Source organism: Aeromonas sp. 84A (assembly GCF_051919345.1).
Classification (GTDB): domain Bacteria; phylum Pseudomonadota; class Gammaproteobacteria; order Enterobacterales; family Aeromonadaceae; genus Aeromonas; species Aeromonas veronii.
Genome location: NZ_JBQBEW010000001.1, coordinates 1,404,087 through 1,420,941 on the forward strand (window position 1 = coordinate 1,404,087; position 16,855 = coordinate 1,420,941).

The following is a 16,855-nucleotide window of genomic DNA, read 5'->3' on the forward strand; positions in this document are numbered from 1 at the left end:
GCCTCTATAATAGAGTCGATTAATAATCAGATGGATATCAGCGTATGGCGAGTATATTGGATTCCGTTGATCAACGAACTCAACTGGTGGGTGAAAACCGCCTCGAGTTGTTGATGTTTCGTCTCGGCACCCGTCAGATGTTCGCCATCAACGTCTTCAAGGTACGGGAAGTGGTCAAGTTGCCCCATCTGAGCAAGATGCCGGGCTCCCATCACAATATCAGCGGGGTAGCCAATATCCGCGGTACCTCGATCCCGGTGATCAACCTGCGTAGCGCCATCGGCATGCGTCCCATGCCCATCGACAATGAATCCAACCTCATCATCACCGAGTACAACCGTACCATTCAGGGCTTTCTGGTGGGGCAGGTGGCCAATATCGTCAACATGACCTGGAAGGATATCCTGCCGCCGCCGCGCTCCGCCGGGCGCGCCAACTACCTCACTGCCATCACCCGCATTCCCGAAGATGGAGTGGAGCAGATCGTCGAGATCATCGATGTGGAGAAGGTGCTGGCGGAGATCATCACCTATGACATCCGCATCTCCGAAGAGGTGCTGGATCGGGAGATCCTGCCCGAGATGCATGGACGCAAGGTGCTGATCGTCGATGATTCCAGCACCGCCCGCAATCTGGTGCGCGAGACCCTGGGCCAGCTTGGGCTTGAGGTGATCGAGTGTCAGGATGGTTTGCAGGCGCTGACCCTGCTCAAGGGGTGGTGCGATGCAGGCAAGAAGGTGACCGACGAGATCCTGCTGATGATCACTGATGCCGAAATGCCGGAGATGGATGGCTACCGCCTGACCCACGAGGTGCGCAGCGATCCGCGTATGTCCGATCTCTTTATCACCCTCAACACCTCCCTGAGCGGCAACTTCAACGAAGCCATGGTCAAGAAGGTGGGGTGCGACCGCTTTATCTCCAAATTCCAGCCCGACTTGCTGGTCGGCGTGGCCCAGGAGCGGCTGCGTCAGGTGCTGGAAAGCTGAGAAGTTGCCTGCCGGTTATGCTAAATCAATAACAACACATCCCGCTTCGGCGGGATGTGTTGTTATTGGGTATTGGCGATGAATTGGTTGAATCAAGGTGCCACGCAGAGATCGTCGACCATTCAAAACATCCAAGTTCGGCGGGATATTTTGTTATGGAATATTGGTGATAGACGGCGGGCTTATTGGCTGAGCAGCGGCTCCATAAAGCGGGCGACTTTATCGCGGATTTGGGGCTGGGCCGCCGGGGTGGGATGAATGCCATCGTTCATCATAAGTTCAGGGCGCAGCGCAATATCATCCATAAAGAAGGGCAGCAGGGGCAGATCGTTAGCCTGGGCCAACTCGGGAAAGATCTGTTCGAACTGGCGCAGATAGCGGGCACCGTAGTTGCGGGGCAGCTGGATTTGGGTCAACACCACACGGGTCTGCTGCTCCTTGGCGAGCGCGATCATGCTGGCCAGATTTTGGCGGGTAATGGTCGGTGCGAAGCCACGCAGGCCATCGTTGCCCCCCAGTTCGATCAGCAGCCAGTCCGGCTTGTGCTCCTTCAGCAGAGCGGGCAGACGGGCCAGCGCCCCTTGTGTCGTTTCACCGCTGATGCTGGCATTGAGCAGGGTGTGTTTGCCCCCCTCCTCCTGCCATTTCTGGTTGAGCAGGGCAGGCCAGCTCTGCTCAACCTGCATTTGATAGCCGGCGCTCAGGCTGTCTCCCAGCACCAGCAGGGTCTGGGCCTGAGCCGACGAGAGCAGGCTGCCGAGGCCAACAAACAAGGCAAACAGAATACGCACCATCAATTCAACTCCCGCTATGGATTGTCATCAAGGGATTGGAACAAAGGATACAGAGCATGAGTTCAACCCCCATTATTGTCGTCAAGGGCCTCGGCAAATCGGTTCGCCTCGGCCAGGAAAGCCTCACCATCCTTGAAGGGATCGATCTGCAAGTCAATAGCGGCGAGACGGTGGCACTGGTCGGCGCCTCCGGCTCCGGCAAGTCCACCCTGCTGGGGCTGCTGGCCGGGCTCGATCTGCCGAGTCAGGGAGATATCGAGATCCTCGGCAAATCCCTTGGCGAGCTGGATGAGGAGGGGCGGGCCCGATTGCGCGCCGAGCAGATCGGCTTTGTGTTCCAGTCGTTCCTGCTGCTCCCGACCATGACGGCGCTGGAGAATGTGATGCTGCCCGCCGAGCTGCGCGGGGAGCGGGATTGCGAACCAAGAGCCCGCGAGCTGCTGGCCGCGGTCGGGCTTGGCGAGCGGTTGCATCATCTGCCGCCACGGCTCTCAGGCGGTGAGCAGCAGCGGGTGGCCATCGCTCGTGCCTTTATGACCCGCCCCAGTCTGCTGCTGGCGGACGAGCCGACCGGCAACCTCGACAGCAAGACCGGCGAGAAGGTGATCGAGCTGCTGTTTGAACTCAATCGCAAGCACGGCACCACGCTAGTGGTGGTAACCCATGATCATCAGCTGGCCGAACGCTGCCAGCGGCAAGTGGTCATGACGGCGGGCAGACTGGAGCGCGAGGTGGCCCATGATGTGGTGTAACGGGGTGAGCTGCGGGTCAGGCGGGAGATGCAAGGGATGATGCAGTGGCGATTGGGATGGCGACTGCTGCGCCGGGAAGGTTTCAGCGGCGAGCTGCGCTGGTTTGTGCTGGCGCTGGCCCTGAGCGTGGCGTGTGTCTTGAGTGTGGCATTGGTGGCGGATCGGCTCGATGCCGGACTCAAGGCGTCGGGCCGCGACTTTATCGGAGCGGATCGGGTGCTGCGTACTGCCGCTGCTCTGCCGGATGGTTGGCTGGAACGAGCGAAACAGGATGGCTTGGCGGTGCAGACCACCGTCAGCTTCAACAGCATGCTGTTTCACGGTGATGCGTTGCAGCTTGCCTCTATTCGGGCGGTGCCCGATGGTTTTCCCTTCTATGGCAAACTCACTCTGGAACCTGCCCGTGCCCCTGTTCCCGGCGAGATCTGGCTCTCCGCCCGGGTGATGCAGCTGCTTAAGGCCAAAACGGGGGATGAGCTGGAGGTGGGCAATACGGTGCTCAAGGTGGCAGGCCTGCTTGGCGAGGAGCCGGATCAGGGCTTCAGCCCCTTCCTGCTGGCGCCGCGGGCGCTGATCCACAGTGCCGATATCGAGGCGACCGGTGCCCTGCTCCCCGGCAGCCGCCAGCAGTGGCGCTATCTGTTCAAGGGGCAGCGGGAATCGCTGGCCCGTTACGAGCAATGGCTGCTGCCACAACTACAGGCCGGACAGAAGTGGATCAAACCGGATGACAGCGAATCCCAAGTGGGCCGCTCGCTGGCCAATGCCGAGCGTTTCTTCCGGCTTGCCTCGCTAAGCGGGGTGTTGCTGGGGGCGTTGGCGATGGGGATTGCGGTGCGCCACTTTGCCGAGCGCCAGACCAATATGGTGGCGCTGCTCAAGACCCTGGGGGCATCACGTCGCTCGCTCTGGCAACTGATGGGAACCTTGCTGCTGTCGCTGACGCTGATCGGTGCGCTGCTGGGGCTGGTGGCGGGCACAGCCATGCAGTGGATCACCTTGCAGCTGCTGGGGGACCTGCTGCCGCCGGATCTGCCGCCCCCCTCCTGGCGCCCCTTTGCCCTGGGGGTGGCTGTGGCGCTCTTTATCACTCTGCTGCTCGCTTTTGTGCCCTTCTTGCGGCTGCTGAAGGTGCCGCCGCTGCGGGTATTGCGCCGGGAGCTGGAGGCGGGGATTCCCCCCTGGCTGGCTCTGCCGGTCGGCCTGCTCGGGCTGTTTGCGCTGGTCTGGGGCTTTACTGCCGATGTGCGGTTGGCGCTGGGTCTGGTGGGTGGCATGGGCTTGCTGATGGGGCTGCTGGCCCTGCTGGCGGCACTGATGTTGCGGCTGGGGGCAAGAGTGAGCGGGCCTCATGCCTTGCGGCTGGCGCTGGCCCACCTGTCGCGCGAGCGCAGCAGCGGCCTGTTTCAGCTGGCGGGCTTTGCGCTGGCGCTGATGCTCTTTGGCTTGCTCTGGGCGGCCCGGGTCGATCTGCTGGATGAGTTTTCGGCTCGTCTTCCCGTCGATGCGCCCAACCGTTTTCTGGTCAATGTGGCCGAGAACGAGCGGGAGGGGATCCTGAGCGAACTGGCGGCGGCCGGGGCCACCACCTCCGACTTCTACCCCATGGTGCGCGGCCGGCTGACCCATATCGCCGGTGAGGCGGTGGGCGAGGGTGCCAGCAGTGGTCGTGAAGGGGTCGATCGGGAGCTCAACTTCACTACCACGGCAACCCTGCCAATAGACAACAAGCTGGTGGCCGGGAAATGGCTCGCTGGCCCCGGCGAGGTGTCGGTGGATAGTGAGCTGGCCAAGCGGCTCGATATCAAGCTGGGGGACATGCTCGCCTTTACCATCGAGGGGCGCAGCTTCGGCGCCAGGGTCACCAGTTTGCGCAGCATCAAGTGGGACAACATGCGCCCCAACTTCTACATGATCTTCTCCGAGGATCTGCTGGCACCCTTCTCCCGAACCTGGCTTGGCAGCTACCGGCTGCCCGAGGCGGGGCGCTCTGCCGAGGTGGAGTTGATCCGCCGTCACCCCACGGTGAGTCTTATCGATGTGGATGACCTGATTGCGCGGCTCACTCAGGTATCGGAGCAGGTGAGCCGGGCGCTGGCGCTGATGTTGGGGCTGGTGACAGTGGCCGCGCTGCTGGTGCTCCTGACCCAGACCCAGGCCAGCATGGCCCAGCGTCGGCGCGAGCTGTTGCTGATGCGTACCTTGGGCGCCAGCAGTGAACTACTGAAAAAGATGCTGCGCTGGGAGCTGGTGGCCAGTGGTGCGCTGGCGGGGCTCTGTGCCGCCATGGTGGTGGAGCTCTGCTCCTTTGGCCTGCAGTGGTGGTGGTTCGAGGGGCAGTGGCAGTTCCACTGGGCCATCTGGCTCGGCCTGCCGACGCTGGGGGCGCTGCTGGTGACGCTGGCGGGGCAGGGGATGCAGCGTCAGCTGCTGGCTGGCACCCTGAGCGATCGGCTGCGGGGGCTGGGTCAGGGACTGTTGTAATACCGCCAACGTGAGCCGATGCACACAAGGCGCAATAGCGCAGCCACAATAAACAAGCAGCCCGGCCATTGGCCGAGCTGCTTGCTATATGAGGTGCTGACGAGTGGACGCAGCGAGCGGGTGTGAGTTAGCGGGGCTCACGCAGCAGATTGGTGAGGGCGCTCGGCAGCTCGGGATAGCTGAAGTGAAAACCGGCCTGTTGCAGCCTTGTTGGTATCACCTTTTGTCCGGTCAGCAGCAGGTCTGCCGCCTCCCCCATCACCAGTTGCAGCAGCGGCGCCGGGACGAAGAAGAGGTGCGGACGGTGTAGCGTCGCAGCCAGGGTCTGGCTGAACTCCCGGTTACTGACCGGATGAGGGGCTGTTCCGTTGAAGATGCCGCTGCACTCCTCGTGCTCCAGCAAGAACAGCATGGCACGCACCAGATCCTGCACATGGATCCAGCTCATCATCTGGCTGCCTGATCCCATGGGGCCGCCGAGTCCGAGTCGGTAGGGGGGGAGCATTTTGGGCAGGGCGCCGCCATCCATGCCAAGCACCAGCCCGATCCGCACGATACAGACCCGGGTTTGGCGGCTCTGGGCCTCTTGCGCCAGGGTCTCCCACTGCTGGCAGAGCTGGTGGGTAAACTCGTCGTTGGGAGAGCGGCACTGCTCGTCGAGGGTTTCGGTGCCCTGTCTGCCATACCAGCCGATAGCGGAGGCATTGATCAGCACCTTGGGCGGCGTGCTGGATAGCTTGATGAGATCCACCAGCTGCTCGGTCAACAGCCAGCGGCTATCGCAGAGCAGCTGTTTGCGCGACTCGCTCCAGCGTCCGGCGGCGATGGGTTCACCGGCCAGATTGATCACTGCGCCCACGTCATTGAGGTCATCAAGCCGGTCGAGGTTATCCAATACCTTGATATCATGGCCGAGCAGGGAGTAAGCGCGGCTCCCCTGCCTGCTCAATACCAAGACCTCGTGATTGACCTTGAGATGGGCAACCAGCTTGCGGCCGATAAAGCCGGTCCCTCCGGTAATAAGAATCTTCATCGCTGCATGCTCCTGCTGCCGTTTGCTCAACTTTAATGGTGTGGCTTCCCTTCAACAAGTGAGACGTGCTTCGGGAGTTTTCTGTTTTACGTTTGTTAACTCTATCCTCTTCTTACGACATATTGTTGAACAATAGTTTGAATTGATTGATTTTTGTTGGGTGGACATTTGTTGAACAATCGCTATTATGGCGACCCTTTTCGCCTGTCCAACGAGGCTGTCACCCATCATCCGAGCATCAAAGAGGCCGCTATGCCATTTCGTCGTTTGAAACTTCGCCAGCTTTACTCGAGGATTCTGTTGGCGCTGCTGATGGGGGGCGGGATCCTGCTGCTGGGGGTTGTTGCCGTTATCTGGCAGACGGTGACGGAGATAGAGCGTGATGCCGATTCACGGTTGCAGCATGCCCGTATGATGTTTGATCGCTCCATCGGCCATGCCCGGCAGGCGGCCATCAATGTGGAGGGGATGCTTGGTCACTCCTGCAAGGAGGCGGCACAACTGCTGCGCGAACAGGTTGCCACGGTGCCTGATGTCCGTTCCGCCAATCTGGCTGTCGGCAGCCACATCTACTGCACCTCGCTCTATGGTGACTACGATGGCCCCTTCAATCCTGACAGTTATGTGGATGGCAGGCTGCAATTGCTGCCTGGCAATGAGGTCACACCGGATCGCCCCTTGATCGTGCTGCGTCATGAAACGGACAAGGGGAGTGTGCTGATCGGTGTAGATGGCTACTACCTGCGCAATACCCTGGAGATCTCCAGCAAGAACTCCCCGATGGCTCTGGTGGTGGGGCAGAGGGCTCTGTTTGGTTCAGGCCAGGTCGGGGCGGCGCCCTCTCCGACAGAAGAGGGTTATATTGCCCTCGCTTCGGCCGGTTTCCCCTATCAGGTCGTCACCCGGGTCACGGTACATGACTACTGGAGCCACGCATGGCGCTACTCCAGATATACCTTGTTCCTCTCTCCGCTGCTGGCGCTGCTGATTGGATTCGGCACCTTCAGGCTGATGGGGCGTAGCAGCTCACCAGCGGAAGAGCTCAAGCGGGCGTTGATCGAAGAGGAGTTTATCCCCTATCTGCAGCCGGTGGTCTCCGGTGAGGATGAGCAGTGGCGTGGCTGTGAGGTGCTGATGCGCTGGCAGCATCCCAAGCAGGGGATGATCTCGCCGGATCGCTTTATTCCGCTGGCGGAAGATAGCGGGCTGATCGTGCCCATGACCAGCCTGTTGATGGCGCAGGTGCGCGATCACTTCTCCCCTTATGCCCGCAAGTTGCCGGCAAAGTTCCATTTTTGCTTCAATATCAGCGCCAAGCACTTTCAGGACCTTGACCTGTTGGCTGACTGCAAGGCGTTTCTTGACGCATTTAAAGACAATCCCGTTGATTTGGGGCTGGAGCTGACTGAGCGTGAACTGCTGGTAGCTGATGAGACAACCGCTCAGATGTTTGCCGAATTGCGTAAACTGGGCGTGTTGATCTCTATCGATGATTTTGGCACCGGTCACTCCAGTCTCACCTATCTGCAACAGTTTCAGGTCGATGCACTCAAGATTGACCGGAGCTTTGTGGAGATGATCGGCACAGATGCACTCTCCAGCCATATCGTTGAAAACGTGATTGATCTGGCGAAGCGACTTGAATTGATCCTGATCGCGGAGGGGGTCGAGAAGCAGTCGCAGGCGGACTACCTGCGGGCGCGCCACGTTGACTATCTGCAAGGGTATCGTTACAGCCGCCCCATCCCGATGAAGCAGTTTTGCAAGACCTTGTTTGGCTGAACGGTTGAATGGGGAGCATAAAAAAACCAGCGATCACTCGCTGGTTTTTTGTTGGTACGGTTTGGCTTGGGCGATCAGAGCATGCGCTGGAGGGCGCGGGCCAAGCGTTTGACCCCCTCCTCGATGGTCGCTTCATCGACGCAGGAGAAGCTCAGGCGCAGGGTGTTCTTGATCTCGGGGCGCACGTAGAAGGGGGCGCCGGGCACGAAAGCCACCTTCTCCTTGATCGCCTCGTCAAACAGCGCCATGGCACTGATGTGGGCTGGCAGGGTCAGCCAGAGGAACATGCCCCCTTCCGGTCGGGTGTAGCTGACGCCGGGCGGGCAGTGACGGGCCAGCGCGGCCTCCATGGCGGCACGCTGGCGACCATAGACCTCCTTGATCTTCTCCAAGTGAGCGTCGAGGGAGTTGTCGGTCAGGAAGCGGTGCAGCACCTGCTGGCTGAAGGCGTTGCTGTGCAGATCGGTCGCCTGCTTGGCGATGGTCACCTTCTTGCGCAGCCAGTCCGGCATTACCATCCAGCCCAGCCGGAAGGCGGGCACCACGGTTTTCGAGAATGAGCCGAGCAGCACGGTATTGTTTGGCGCCAGCTTGGCAATGGGGGGCAGATGCTCGCCCTCGAAGCGCAGCTCGCCGTAGGGATCATCTTCCACCATCAACAGCTCGTGGCTGATCAGCCGCTCCGCCAGTGCCTCGCGGTTGGCACGACTGTAGGAGACACCGCTCGGGTTCTGGAAGTTGGGCACGCCGTAGAGCAGCTTGGCATTGGAGCCGCTTGCCAGCAGCGCATCCAGCGCCGCCAGGTCCAGCCCCTCTTCTTCAAGGGTGATCGGCTTGAAGGTGGGCTGGTAGACAGAAAAGGCCTGAATGGCGCCAAGGTAACCCGGCTCTTCGATGATGAGATCCTGACCCTCGTCGATCAGCACCTTGCCCAGCAGATCCAGCGCCTGCTGGGAGCCGCTGGTGATGAGGATGTTGTCCGGATTGATCTGCATGCCGTGGCGGGCCAGATAGCGGTCGGCAATACATTGGCGCAGCGGGGCGAAGCCCTCGGTCGCCGCATATTGCAGGGCGGCAGCCCCTTGCTCGCGCAGCACATCCTGACAGGCCTGATCGATCGCCTTGACCGGAAACAGGTGGGGATTGGGCAGGCCACCGGCGAAGGAGATGATCTCCGGATTGGCGGCAACTTTGAGGATTTCACGGATAAAGGAAGGTTCAACCTTCTCGAAGCGCTGGGCAAAAAACGGCTGCATAGACAATTCTCTCGGCATGTGGGCGGTCGCTCCATTCGACCGCCAGGTTATCCGTTTGTATCAGATTTCAGAAATGAGGCAATGATTGTCACAAAAATCGCCAAAAAAGGGCTGGAACGACTCTACTGCGGATTATATTGGACGGTTAGTCGGTGTGGTGATGCCAGTGAGGGAGCAGGGAAGTGGATGGCCGGAATATTTGTTGCGCGAAACACTTGCGCCTTGGGCCTATCTTGGGATAATTCGCTCCCCTGTTTTCGCGGGTTGATGAAATGCCGAGCCGCGAGCGGTCCCGCTCGGGATCGGACACAAGATGTATTACCCGGATTGATGAAATAACGAGACCATTATGCCTGTGACCCAAGATGTATTTAACGAAGACGGCAAGTTCATGCGCAAGATCCGCAGCTTTGTCCGTCGCGAAGGCCGCCTGACCAAAGGGCAGGAGAAGGCCCTGGAAGAGCTCTGGCCGGTCATGGGCATCGATTTCGAGCCAAAGCAGCTCGATCTGGTCGCACTGTTTGGTCGCGAGGCTCCTGTGGTGCTGGAGATCGGCTTTGGCATGGGCGCCTCTCTGGTGGAGATGGCCAAGAATGCCCCCGAGAAGAACTTCATCGGCATTGAAGTGCACTCCCCGGGCGTGGGCGCCTGTCTGGGTACCGCTCAGGAAGCGGGCGTCACCAATCTGAAAGTGATCTGCCACGATGCGGTCGAGGTGCTGGAGCACATGATCCCGAACGGTTCACTCTCCTGCCTGCAGCTCTTCTTCCCGGATCCCTGGCACAAGAGCCGTCACCACAAGCGCCGCATCGTACAGCCTGCATTTGCCCAGGATATTCGCCAGAAGCTGGCCATCGGTGGCGTGTTCCACATGGCGACCGACTGGGAAAACTATGCCGAGCATATGCTGGAAGTGATGAGCGCCGCCGAGGGTTACGAGAATACCTCTGCCACCGGTAACTGGGTGCCGCGTCCTGACTGGCGTCCGCTGACCAAATTTGAACAACGTGGCCACCGTCTCGGCCACGGGGTTTGGGATCTGATTTTCAAGCGTGTCAGCTAAGCTGGCACGTCAACACACCTAGCGTATCAACTAACTTGAGGAGCTATCATGGCCAATCGTAGCCGCCGCCTGCGCAAGAAACTGCGCGTCGATGAATTCCAGGAAATGGGTTTCGACATCAGTTTCAACTTCCCGGTCGGCACTGCCGAAGAGACCATCGATGCGGTAGTCGATGCGATGATCGATGAGGTTGTTGAACCCCGTAAACTGGCGTTTGCCGGCTCCGGTCACCTGGCCTGGGAAGGGATGATCTGCACCCAGCAACTGGGCAAGTGTACCGAAGAAGACCGCGCTGCCGTCAAATCCTGGCTGGAAGGCAAGGGGATGGAAGCCGTGGTCGTTACCGAGCTGTTCGACCTCTGGTACGGTGAACCGGCCTGATACAAGGCTGCCGCATCTGGCGCCTTGTTGTGGGTAACTGAAAAATCCCGCCGCTGGCGGGATTTTTGTCAGTGGGGATGGGATCTCCACCGCTGTTTTAGTCATGGAATCGCTTATTGCTTATGGTGTTGTCATCCGAATTACTGGCCAGCATCCTTGAAGAGGTGCGCCCGTTGCTGGGACAAGGCAAGGTGGCCGACTACATTCCGGCACTGGCTCAGGTACCGGCCGATCGGCTTGGTATCGCAGTCTGTACCGTCGAGGGTGAGCTGTTCACCGCCGGTGACGCTTTTGAACCCTTCTCCATCCAGAGTATCTCCAAGGCCCTGAGCCTGACCCTGGCACTCACTCTCTATCAGGAGGAGGAGATCTGGGCCCGGGTGGGCAAGGAGCCCTCCGGCCAGCCCTTCAACTCGCTGGTACAGCTCGAGTTCGAGCAGGGGATCCCCCGCAACCCCTTTATCAATGCCGGAGCGCTGGTAGTGAGCGATCTGCTGGAGACCCGCCTCACTGCGCCCCGTCAGCGTACCCTCGAGCTGGTGCGCCGCCTTTCCGGCAATCCGGCCATCATGGCGGATCAGGTGGTCGCCCGCTCCGAATATCAGCACTCTGCCCGCAACGCCGCCATCGCCTATCTGATGAAGGCCTATGGCAACTTCGAAAACGAAGTGGACAAGGTGCTGCAAAGCTACTTCAATGCCTGTGCCATTCGCATGAGCTGCGTCGATCTGGCGCGGGCATTCATCTATCTGGCCAACCGTGGTGTGCCACTGGGCGAGAGCGTGCCGCTGCTGCCCGCCCGCACCACCAAACAGGTCAACGCCCTGCTCGCCACCTGCGGTCTCTATGATGAGGCGGGCGATTTTGCCTATCGTGTCGGCATGCCGGGCAAATCGGGCGTCGGCGGCGGTATCATCGCCCTGATCCCGGGCGAGCTCTGCGTCTGTGTCTGGTCGCCCGAGCTCAACAAAGCCGGCAACTCGCTGGCGGGCACGGCGGCGCTGGAGCTGCTGGCCGAGCGGCTGGGTCGCTCCATTTTTTAACCTTGTTCACTATGAATCGAGAAATCACCATGAAACGACATCTTCGCTTCCTGCAGGCCGCGCTGGCGACCTTACTGCTCTGGTGTGCCCTGCCCGCCGTGGCAGGGGAGTTGCCACCGCTCTCGCTGGCCGATGCCAAGGCCAAACAGGCTGTCATCCTGGATACCCGCGCCAGCTACTTCTATCAGGGGTGGCCGATGGAAGGGGAGAAGCAGGGCGGTCATGTGGCGGGCGCCGAGAACCTCTCTGCCGAGTGGAAATACAGCGATGAAGAGTGGCCAAAGGCGCTCGAGATCAAGGGGCTGAAGGCCGATCGTCCGGTTGCCCTCTACGGCGCGTCCCGCGAAGTGGCTGAGGTGGCCCGTCTGCTGCGCAAGCAGGGGATCAAGCAGCTGTTCGAGCTGCAAGGGTGGCAAGCTGCACCGCGCGAGTCGCTGGCACGCTGGCAGCAGCTGGTCTATCCGCGCTGGTTGGCGGATCTGCAAGAGGGCAAGCCGGTCGCCGCAGCGCCCAAGGGTGACTGGAAGCTGTTTGAAGTGGATTGGGGTTCACCCAAGGCCTACCTCATCAGCCACATCCCGGGGGCCGGTTATATCGATACCAACAGCCTCGAAGAGGAGCCGCTGTGGAACAAGGTCTCTGACGAAGCGCTCAAGAAGCTGCTGCTGGATAACGGCATCCGTCACGACACCACCGTTATCCTCTATGGTCGCAACACCATGGCGGCTGCCCGTGCCGCGCACCTGATGATGTATGCGGGGGTGGAAGATGTGCGCCTGCTGGACGGTGGTCTGGATGCTTGGTTTATCCAGCACCTGCGTACCGAAACCGGTCTGCCCAACAAGTATGAGCCGGTGAAGGAGTTTGGCGTGGCCATTCCCGCTCACCCCGAGTACTACACCACGCTAAGTCAGGCGAAAGAGCTGCTCAAGAAGCCCGATAGCGCACTGGTCAGCGTGCGTACCTGGGACGAGTTTGTCGGCAACACCTCAGGTTACAGCTACATCAAGCCGAAGGGCGATATCCCGGGGGCCAAGTGGGGTCATGGTGGCGTTGATGCCAACAGCATGAGCGATTTCCACAACCCGGACGGCACCATGAAGCCGGCCCGCGAGATCCTCGCCATGTGGGAGCAGTGGAACATCGAGCCAACTCAGCAGGCTGCGTTCTACTGCGGTACCGGCTGGCGGGCCTCCGAGGCTTTCTTCTACGCCTGGCTGATGGACTGGAAACAGATCAGCGTCTACGACGGCGGTTGGTACGAGTGGAGTTCCGATCCCAAGAACCCGACCGTGACCGGTGAGCGTCAGCCTGCCAAGTCATGATTGCGCTCTTGCGCTGAAAAGAAGAGGCCGGACAGATGTCCGGCCTTTTTCATTGCGCTCGCCACCCGGCCAGATAGCGAGGCTAAGTCGCTGATTATTGACGGCGATCCCGCTTTGCTCATCGCGCCATCCCGTGCCGTGCGATTGAACTAGGCTTCAAGAAACATCCTCGTGGTGAGGATGATCGCAGAAGAGGCCGCAATGAAAAAACTGATGATGATCCTGGTGTGCGCCCTGGGGCTGGTGGCATGCAGCTCCCAATACATCATGAGCACCAAGGATGGCAAGATGATCACCACAGAGAGCAAGCCCAAGCTGGACGAGAGCACCGGCATGTATCGCTATTACGATCATGAAGGGCGCGAGGTCATGATCAAGAAAGATGACGTGACCCAAATCATGGAGCGCTAAGCGCTCTCTTGCTGCAAGGGCCGCTATCTGCGGCTCTTCTCTTTTTGCCGAAAAGTCGCGCTGTTTTCTCTGTTGATCCCCGCACATTCGCAGCAAATTCAGCTTTGATACAGCTTCCGTTATGGTTTAACCCTTATCATCACACTCCATTTTTTATTGGAGGTGTTATGTCCTTGATGTCTATCTGGAATTCCCGTTTTTCTGCACGCAGCTTGCTGGGTGGTGCCTTGCTGGTGGTGGCGTCAGCCAGCCATGCCGGTGACGATCAGTTCACGCTGGGGCGGACTATATTGCTGGGAGCCGGTGATCATGGTGCGACAATTCCTTTGGTGATTTGCCGTCAGACCAAATATATCAAGGTGAAGGCGGAGCGTGATTTGACCCTGGATCGGGTGGTGGTGACCTATGGTGGTGATCGTACCAAGACCATTCGTTTCGATCGGGAAATGAGCAGTGATAAAGAGACCGAGTGGAAATCACTGGGCTCGCGCCGTTGTGTGAAAAAAATCGAAGTTTACGGTAATTCAGAGCGCAGCAAAGCGGGCGTAAAAGTATTCGGCCGCAAATAAGTGATGCGGTTTGTCTGCGCAAACAGATGAATTGAAAATAATGGCGAGCCGTGGCTCGCCATTATTTTTTATGGTCGGGTTCGCTATTTTTTCGGCCGAAATGGCTTGATGACGGTTTCATCGCACTCGAGATACGGCCCTTCCATCAAATCGATACAGTAGGGGATGGCGGGGAAGACGGCATCCAGACATTCGCGGATTGATTTGGGTTTGCCCGGCAGATTGACGATCAGGGTATCGTCGCGCAGTCCGGCAGTCTGGCGCGACAGAATGGCAGTCGGCACAAATTTGAGGGATTCGGCCCGCATCAGCTCGCCAAAGCCCGGCATCATGCGATCACATACCGCCTCGGTCGCTTCCGGCGTGACATCCCGCTTGGCCGGACCGGTGCCGCCTGTGGTGACGATGAGACAACACTGCTTCTCATCCGCCAGCCGGATCAGGGTCGCTTCAATCTGCTCCTGCTCATCGGGGATCACCTGATAGACAGGTTCCCACTCCGAGGTCAGATAGGCGTTCAGGGTGTCGATGATGGCCTTGCCGGAGAGGTCTTCATAGATGCCCGCGCTGGCGCGATCGCTGACGGTGACGATACCGATTTTTGCCTTGCTCATGGTCTGCTCTTGAATGTCCGATAAAAGTGGCAATTAAAATAACATAATCAGTGAGATATGTTAAACCGTCAGGAGATGACGCGGGTCGGTGAGGGAAGAATAAAGTGTCGAATGAAGCAAAAATAAGGCCACCCGGATTTTTATTTGCAATAAAAAACAGAAAATCACAACCTAAAATGTATAAGTGTTTTATCTCGCCTGAATTAAAAACAATCGCTTGTTTCCAAACACAATTAAAATAGATAGACACCCTCGTAGTGACCATTGTTCGGTTTAGTCGCCAGTGGATGGATTGAACCCTTTTTAGTCGCGTCGTATATACAGATTTATATGGCTGGGACGTGATGGTGTGGTACCGCAGTGTGTTGCCAGCAATAGTCGCCAAGGAGGGCATATGGAGTTGCCTGATTTTGACACCCTGAAGGAGTTGGCTGCGAGTGAGCCCTCCCAGCTGGATGCGATTCTGGAGCAGCAGATCGACCAGTTGATGGCCCGAGCGAGCCCCGATCAGCAGCGCCGTCTGCGCGGGTTGCAGTTCAAGATTGATGGTCAGCGCCGTCTGGCGAAAAACAATCTTGATAGCTGTATCCGGATTACCAACATGATGCGGGAATCTTTTTATTTGATGCGCAGCGAAATGAGCCAGTTCAGGGAAGAGGGGGACCCTCCGCCTGAAAGCGATGGCAGTGGTAAAATAATCCGTCTGGCGGACTATCGACGTCGTAAATAATCTGCAATAACCCCCTTGGTTGATATTTCAGCCAAATCGGTGAGGCCATAATAAAGGGAATTGCTGGCGACCTGATTGTTATGGTTTTTAATGTTAGTCGTAATGTATTTGTGATGTAATCTCTTTTCTCTTTCTTGTAATAACTAATTAGTCAGGTTGTGATAGGGGTGGATGAATAACAGTAAAAGTTAGGCTAATATGGCCGAAATTTTTATTGCTACGACTCGAAGGGATTATGAGAAGTATCACACCAAGACGGGTGTTGTCGCGGGAGCAACAGACAGAGATCACCCGCATTATCGTCAAGGTGGGTCAGATGTTGGCCCAGTTCGGGGCGGAGAGCCGGATCATCGAGCAGACCACGGTGCGGTTGGGGATGGCGCTGGGGCTGGAGAGTGTCGAAATGGCCATCTCTTCCAGTGCCATCGTGCTCACCAGTCTCTATCAGGGGGGTTGCGTCACCACTACCCGGCGGGTGCGCGAACATGGCATCAATATGCAGGTGGTGTGCGAGATCCAGCGGATCTGCATCATGGCGGAAAAAGAGCTGATCGGTGCCCGTGAAGTGCGCCAGCGCCTCGAGGCCATCGTCCCCTTTCACTATCACCCCTGGTTGGTGGTCCCCATGGTGGGGCTCTCCTGTGGTGCCTTTAGCCTGCTGTTTGGCGGTGACTGGCCCATCTTCCTGGTGACCTGCTTCTCATCTGCCGTGGCGATGCGGGTGCGCCAGCTGATGGCCCGCCATCACCACAGCCCGCTCATCAACTTTGCCGCCACCGGCTTTATTGCCACCTTGCTCTCCTCCAGCGCCACCTTCTTTAACTGGGGTGACCAGCCTTATCTCGCCATGGCGGCCAGCGTGCTGCTGCTGGTGCCGGGCTTTCCGCTGATCAATGCGGTCTCCGACATGGTGAAGGGCTACTTCAACATGGGCTTGGCCCGCTGGGGGACTGCGACCCTGCTGACCATCAGCGCCGCCATAGGTATCATTTTGGCCATGTCGGTCACCGGGATCTGGGGGTGGAAGGTATGAAGGCTGTCGACTCTGTATCGGCCAGCGGGAACGGGGTTGCCCTGCTCACCATCAGCGCACGGATCAATACCGGCATCATTCTCGCCATGTCGGTCACGGGGATCTGGGGGTGGAAAGTATGATGGATTTGCTCTGGCTACTGGCCAAGGATGCCTTCTGGTCCTCCATTCCGGCGGTGGGGTTTGCCATGCTGTTCAACGTGCCGCCACGGATGCTGAAGTATTGCGCCATGGGGGGCGCGCTGGCCCACAGCCTGCGTACCTTGCTGATCCACTATGGTATGCCCATCGAGTGGGCGACGCTGGCGGCGGCGACCACGGTCGGCTTTGTCTGCGTCTACTGGTCTCGCCGTCTGCTGGCGCCGCGTCCGGTGTTCAGCGTTGCTTCCATCATTCCGATGATCCCGGGCAGTTATGCGTTCAAGACCATGATTGCGGTGGTAGAGCTCAACATCAACGGCGTGACCATGGAGTTGATCCAGAGTGCGGTGGAGAACGGCCTCAAGGCGCTCTTTATCGTCGGTGCCCTCAGTTTCGGTTTGGCGATCCCCTCTCTGGTCGTGTACCGTAACCGCCCCATAATCTGACAGATGGTGA

18 protein-coding genes are annotated in these 16,855 nt (G+C 58.8%); 14 read left to right on the plus strand and 4 right to left on the minus strand.

Annotation, left to right across the window (positions count from 1 at the left end; genetic code table 11):
- Positions 1 to 44: 44 nt before the first annotated feature.
- Positions 45 to 989, plus strand: a complete 945-nt coding sequence (locus tag ACTG20_RS06535; protein ID WP_194495511.1) for a chemotaxis protein CheV — start codon at positions 45 to 47, stop codon at positions 987 to 989.
- Positions 990 to 1,171: 182 nt separating this feature from the next.
- Here ACTG20_RS06535 and ACTG20_RS06540 read toward each other — a convergent pair whose 3' ends face one another.
- Positions 1,172 to 1,783: an arylesterase gene (locus ACTG20_RS06540; RefSeq protein ID WP_005335237.1), complete on the minus strand. Its 612-nt coding sequence runs from the start codon at positions 1,781 to 1,783 to the stop codon at positions 1,172 to 1,174.
- Between the two features lie 56 nt (positions 1,784 to 1,839).
- Between ACTG20_RS06540 and ACTG20_RS06545 the strand changes: the two genes are divergently transcribed.
- Positions 1,840 to 2,535 (plus strand): ABC transporter ATP-binding protein, encoded by a 696-nt coding sequence (locus ACTG20_RS06545; RefSeq protein ID WP_005354178.1) that lies wholly within the window; start codon positions 1,840 to 1,842, stop codon positions 2,533 to 2,535.
- A gap of 36 nt (positions 2,536 to 2,571) precedes the next feature.
- Entirely contained in the window at positions 2,572 to 5,019 is a 2,448-nt protein-coding gene (locus tag ACTG20_RS06550; RefSeq protein WP_194495510.1) for an ABC transporter permease, read from the plus strand.
- A 127-nt stretch (positions 5,020 to 5,146) separates the two neighbouring features.
- Here the strand turns inward: ACTG20_RS06550 and ACTG20_RS06555 are convergent, their stop codons facing one another.
- Positions 5,147 to 6,052: a TIGR01777 family oxidoreductase gene (locus tag ACTG20_RS06555; protein ID WP_139409014.1), complete on the minus strand. Its 906-nt coding sequence runs from the start codon at positions 6,050 to 6,052 to the stop codon at positions 5,147 to 5,149.
- Positions 6,053 to 6,304: 252 nt separating this feature from the next.
- On the opposite strand from ACTG20_RS06555, the gene ACTG20_RS06560 reads away from it, so the two are divergent.
- Positions 6,305 to 7,834, plus strand: coding sequence for an EAL domain-containing protein (locus ACTG20_RS06560; RefSeq protein WP_194495509.1), 1,530 nt, complete (start codon positions 6,305 to 6,307; stop codon positions 7,832 to 7,834).
- A 74-nt stretch (positions 7,835 to 7,908) separates the two neighbouring features.
- Here the strand turns inward: ACTG20_RS06560 and ACTG20_RS06565 are convergent, their stop codons facing one another.
- Positions 7,909 to 9,090 (minus strand): aminotransferase-like domain-containing protein, encoded by a 1,182-nt coding sequence (locus ACTG20_RS06565; RefSeq protein WP_194495508.1) that lies wholly within the window; start codon positions 9,088 to 9,090, stop codon positions 7,909 to 7,911.
- A gap of 349 nt (positions 9,091 to 9,439) precedes the next feature.
- Here ACTG20_RS06565 and trmB point away from each other — a divergent pair, with 349 nt between their 5' ends.
- From trmB to ACTG20_RS06595, 6 genes are all read left to right on the plus strand, one after another.
- Entirely contained in the window at positions 9,440 to 10,153 is a 714-nt protein-coding gene (gene trmB, locus ACTG20_RS06570; RefSeq protein ID WP_005335228.1) for a tRNA (guanosine(46)-N7)-methyltransferase TrmB, read from the plus strand.
- 48 nt (positions 10,154 to 10,201) lie between these two features.
- On the plus strand, positions 10,202 to 10,534 hold the full coding sequence (locus ACTG20_RS06575) for a YggL family protein (protein WP_005348158.1): 333 nt from the start codon (positions 10,202 to 10,204) through the stop codon (positions 10,532 to 10,534).
- A gap of 122 nt (positions 10,535 to 10,656) precedes the next feature.
- Positions 10,657 to 11,577: a glutaminase B gene (gene glsB / locus ACTG20_RS06580; RefSeq protein WP_005348151.1), complete on the plus strand. Its 921-nt coding sequence runs from the start codon at positions 10,657 to 10,659 to the stop codon at positions 11,575 to 11,577.
- 29 nt (positions 11,578 to 11,606) lie between these two features.
- Entirely contained in the window at positions 11,607 to 12,902 is a 1,296-nt protein-coding gene (locus tag ACTG20_RS06585) for a sulfurtransferase (RefSeq protein WP_058057126.1), read from the plus strand.
- A gap of 201 nt (positions 12,903 to 13,103) precedes the next feature.
- A complete protein-coding gene (locus ACTG20_RS06590) occupies positions 13,104 to 13,313 on the plus strand; it encodes a YgdI/YgdR family lipoprotein (protein WP_005335219.1) in 210 nt (69 codons plus the stop codon).
- A 167-nt stretch (positions 13,314 to 13,480) separates the two neighbouring features.
- Positions 13,481 to 13,882 carry a DUF2541 family protein gene (locus tag ACTG20_RS06595; protein ID WP_184233382.1) on the plus strand — a complete coding sequence of 134 codons (402 nt, stop codon included), beginning with the start codon at positions 13,481 to 13,483 and terminating at the stop codon, positions 13,880 to 13,882.
- An 83-nt stretch (positions 13,883 to 13,965) separates the two neighbouring features.
- Here ACTG20_RS06595 and mog read toward each other — a convergent pair whose 3' ends face one another.
- Positions 13,966 to 14,496, minus strand: coding sequence for a molybdopterin adenylyltransferase (mog, locus tag ACTG20_RS06600; RefSeq protein ID WP_194495507.1), 531 nt, complete (start codon positions 14,494 to 14,496; stop codon positions 13,966 to 13,968).
- Positions 14,497 to 14,890: 394 nt separating this feature from the next.
- On the opposite strand from mog, the gene ACTG20_RS06605 reads away from it, so the two are divergent.
- The 4 genes from ACTG20_RS06605 to ACTG20_RS06620 all read left to right on the plus strand — a co-directional run bounded on the left by ACTG20_RS06605 (position 14,891) and on the right by ACTG20_RS06620 (position 16,845).
- Complete coding sequence (locus ACTG20_RS06605; RefSeq protein WP_194495506.1) at positions 14,891 to 15,226, plus strand: DUF3135 domain-containing protein; 336 nt, start codon at positions 14,891 to 14,893, stop codon at positions 15,224 to 15,226.
- A gap of 235 nt (positions 15,227 to 15,461) precedes the next feature.
- A complete protein-coding gene (locus ACTG20_RS06610) occupies positions 15,462 to 16,259 on the plus strand; it encodes a threonine/serine exporter family protein (RefSeq protein WP_005348133.1) in 798 nt (265 codons plus the stop codon).
- Complete coding sequence (locus ACTG20_RS06615; RefSeq protein ID WP_005335209.1) at positions 16,256 to 16,381, plus strand: hypothetical protein; 126 nt, start codon at positions 16,256 to 16,258, stop codon at positions 16,379 to 16,381. The genes ACTG20_RS06610 and ACTG20_RS06615 overlap by 4 nt, the downstream gene beginning before the upstream one ends.
- Complete coding sequence (locus ACTG20_RS06620) at positions 16,378 to 16,845, plus strand: threonine/serine exporter family protein (protein ID WP_026035076.1); 468 nt, start codon at positions 16,378 to 16,380, stop codon at positions 16,843 to 16,845. Before ACTG20_RS06615 ends, ACTG20_RS06620 begins: the two co-directional genes overlap by 4 nt.
- Positions 16,846 to 16,855: the final 10 nt, after the last annotated feature.

Coding starts and splice junctions, on each gene's coding strand:
- ACTG20_RS06550 (WP_194495510.1), top strand. CDS start 2,572: ATGATGCAGTGGCGATTGGGATGGCGACTGCTGCGCCGGGAAGGTTTC.
- ACTG20_RS06540 (WP_005335237.1), bottom strand. CDS start 1,783: ATGGTGCGTATTCTGTTTGCCTTGTTTGTTGGCCTCGGCAGCCTGCTC.
- ACTG20_RS06565 (WP_194495508.1), bottom strand. CDS start 9,090: ATGCAGCCGTTTTTTGCCCAGCGCTTCGAGAAGGTTGAACCTTCCTTT.
- ACTG20_RS06545 (WP_005354178.1), top strand. CDS start 1,840: ATGAGTTCAACCCCCATTATTGTCGTCAAGGGCCTCGGCAAATCGGTT.
- ACTG20_RS06560 (WP_194495509.1), top strand. CDS start 6,305: ATGCCATTTCGTCGTTTGAAACTTCGCCAGCTTTACTCGAGGATTCTG.
- ACTG20_RS06590 (WP_005335219.1), top strand. CDS start 13,104: ATGAAAAAACTGATGATGATCCTGGTGTGCGCCCTGGGGCTGGTGGCA.
- glsB (WP_005348151.1), top strand. CDS start 10,657: ATGGTGTTGTCATCCGAATTACTGGCCAGCATCCTTGAAGAGGTGCGC.
- ACTG20_RS06575 (WP_005348158.1), top strand. CDS start 10,202: ATGGCCAATCGTAGCCGCCGCCTGCGCAAGAAACTGCGCGTCGATGAA.
- ACTG20_RS06620 (WP_026035076.1), top strand. CDS start 16,378: ATGATGGATTTGCTCTGGCTACTGGCCAAGGATGCCTTCTGGTCCTCC.
- ACTG20_RS06605 (WP_194495506.1), top strand. CDS start 14,891: ATGGAGTTGCCTGATTTTGACACCCTGAAGGAGTTGGCTGCGAGTGAG.
- ACTG20_RS06535 (WP_194495511.1), top strand. CDS start 45: ATGGCGAGTATATTGGATTCCGTTGATCAACGAACTCAACTGGTGGGT.
- ACTG20_RS06585 (WP_058057126.1), top strand. CDS start 11,607: ATGAAACGACATCTTCGCTTCCTGCAGGCCGCGCTGGCGACCTTACTG.
- ACTG20_RS06595 (WP_184233382.1), top strand. CDS start 13,481: ATGTCCTTGATGTCTATCTGGAATTCCCGTTTTTCTGCACGCAGCTTG.
- ACTG20_RS06555 (WP_139409014.1), bottom strand. CDS start 6,052: ATGAAGATTCTTATTACCGGAGGGACCGGCTTTATCGGCCGCAAGCTG.
- ACTG20_RS06615 (WP_005335209.1), top strand. CDS start 16,256: ATGAAGGCTGTCGACTCTGTATCGGCCAGCGGGAACGGGGTTGCCCTG.
- mog (WP_194495507.1), bottom strand. CDS start 14,496: ATGAGCAAGGCAAAAATCGGTATCGTCACCGTCAGCGATCGCGCCAGC.
- ACTG20_RS06610 (WP_005348133.1), top strand. CDS start 15,462: ATGAGAAGTATCACACCAAGACGGGTGTTGTCGCGGGAGCAACAGACA.
- trmB (WP_005335228.1), top strand. CDS start 9,440: ATGCCTGTGACCCAAGATGTATTTAACGAAGACGGCAAGTTCATGCGC.